Annotated in this window: 3 protein-coding genes; all 3 read left to right on the top strand. The window is 68.1% G+C overall.

The genetic code is table 11. The features are described from left to right. Positions 1 to 123, top strand: a 123-nt coding sequence (locus ACFXDJ_RS35840) for a vitamin B12 dependent-methionine synthase activation domain-containing protein (RefSeq protein WP_384851292.1), incomplete at its 5' end; no start/stop codon positions are given. A 28-nt stretch (positions 124 to 151) separates the two neighbouring features. Continuing rightward, a complete protein-coding gene (gene metF / locus ACFXDJ_RS35835; RefSeq protein WP_384649728.1) occupies positions 152 to 1,105 on the top strand; it encodes a methylenetetrahydrofolate reductase [NAD(P)H] in 954 nt (317 codons plus the stop codon). 5 nt (positions 1,106 to 1,110) lie between these two features. After that, positions 1,111 to 1,832, top strand: a 722-nt coding sequence (locus tag ACFXDJ_RS35830) for an adenosylhomocysteinase (RefSeq protein ID WP_384851290.1), incomplete at its 3' end; no start/stop codon positions are given.

Below are 1,832 nucleotides of genomic sequence, written 5' to 3'. Positions count from 1 at the left end.
GACCTCCTCCAGCCCGAACGGATCGGCGTCCACCTCTCCGAGGAGTTCCAGCTCCACCCCGAGCAGTCCACCGACGCCATCGTCATCCACCACCCCGAAGCCAAGTACTTCAACGCACGCTGAGCCCCAATGAGCCGGAAAGGAGTCCGACATGCCGGCTGCTCTGGCCGTCACCACCGAACGCCCTCGCACGTCCGCCCCCGCCAGCCTCGGTGTCCGTGAGCTGCTGGCCCTGGGCCGCCTGACCTTCTCGTTCGAGTTCTTCCCGCCGAAGACCGACGCGGGCGAGCGGACGCTCTGGGCGGCCATCCGCCGCATCGAGGCCCTCGCCCCGTCCTTCGTGTCCGTGACCTACGGTGCCGGCGGCTCCTCCCGCGACCGCACCATCGAGGTCACCAAACGCATCGCCGCCGAGACCACCCTGCGCCCCGTGGCCCACCTCACCGCCGTCGGACACTCTGTGGCCGAGCTGCGCCACATCATCGGCCAGTACGCCGACGCCGGAATCCGCGACGTCCTCGCCCTGCGCGGCGACCCGCCCGGCGACCCCAAAGGAACCTGGACCCCGCACCCCGAAGGCCTCCACCACGCCCACGAGCTCGTACAGCTCATACGCCAGCTCGGAGACTTCACCGTCGGCGTCGCCGCCTTCCCCGAACGACACCCCCGCTCCCCCTCCTGGACCGAGGACATCCACCACTTCGCCGCCAAGTGCCGGGCCGGCGCCGACTACGCCATCACCCAGATGTTCTTCCACGCCGACGACTACTTCCGCCTCCGCGACCGCCTCGCCGCCATCGGCTGCCTGACACCGGTCATCCCCGAGATCATGCCGGCGACCGATTTCCGCCAGATCCGGCGCTTCGCCGAGCTCAGCGACGCCCGTTTCCCCCACACGCTCGGACAGAAACTCGAAGCGGCCAAGGACAACCCGGCCGACGGACACCGGATCGGTGTCGAGTACGCAACGGCGATGGCGGAGCGACTGCTCGCCGAAGGCGCCCCGGGCCTGCACTACATCACCCTCAACAAATCCACCGCGACTCTAGAGATCCATCAGAACCTGAACATCAGCCAGAACTCAGCCACCACCAACACGGAGTAGAACCAATGGACTTCAAGGTCGCAGATCTTTCGCTCGCGGACTTCGGCCGCAAGGAGATCACCCTGGCCGAGCACGAGATGCCCGGTCTGATGTCGATCCGCGCCGAGTACGCGAAGACCCGGCCCCTGGCGGGTGCGCGGATCACGGGTTCGCTGCACATGACCGTGCAGACGGCCGTGCTGATCGAGACGCTGGTGGCGCTGGGCGCGGAGGTCCGCTGGGTGTCGTGCAACATCTACTCGACCCAGGACCACGCGGCGGCGGCGATCGCGGCGGCGGGCATCCCGGTGTTCGCCTGGAAGGGCGAGACGCTGGAGGAGTACTGGTGGTGCACGGAGCAGGCGCTGACCTGGCCGGGACACGCGGGCCCGAACATGATCCTCGACGACGGCGGTGACGCCACCCTCCTGGTCCACAAGGGCGTCGAGTACCAGAAGGCGGGCGCGGTCCCGGACCCCTCGACCGCCGACAACGAGGAAATGGCCCTGGTCCTGGGTCTGTTGGGGAAGACCTCCATCGACTGGTCGGCGCTCGCCGCCGAGATCCGCGGGGTCACCGAGGAGACCACCACGGGCGTCCACCGCCTCTACGAGATGCACCAGGCGGGCGCGCTCCTGTTCCCGGCGATCAATGTGAACGACGCCGTGACGAAGTCGAAGTTCGACAACAAGTACGGCTGCCGCCACTCCCTGATCGACGGCATCAACCGTGCCACCGACGTCCTGAT

Source organism: Streptomyces sp. NPDC059443 (assembly GCF_042750105.1).
Lineage (GTDB): Bacteria > Actinomycetota > Actinomycetes > Streptomycetales > Streptomycetaceae > Streptomyces.
The sequence above is the reverse complement of the archived record's forward strand: the minus strand, read 5'-3'. Positions and strand labels throughout refer to the sequence as shown.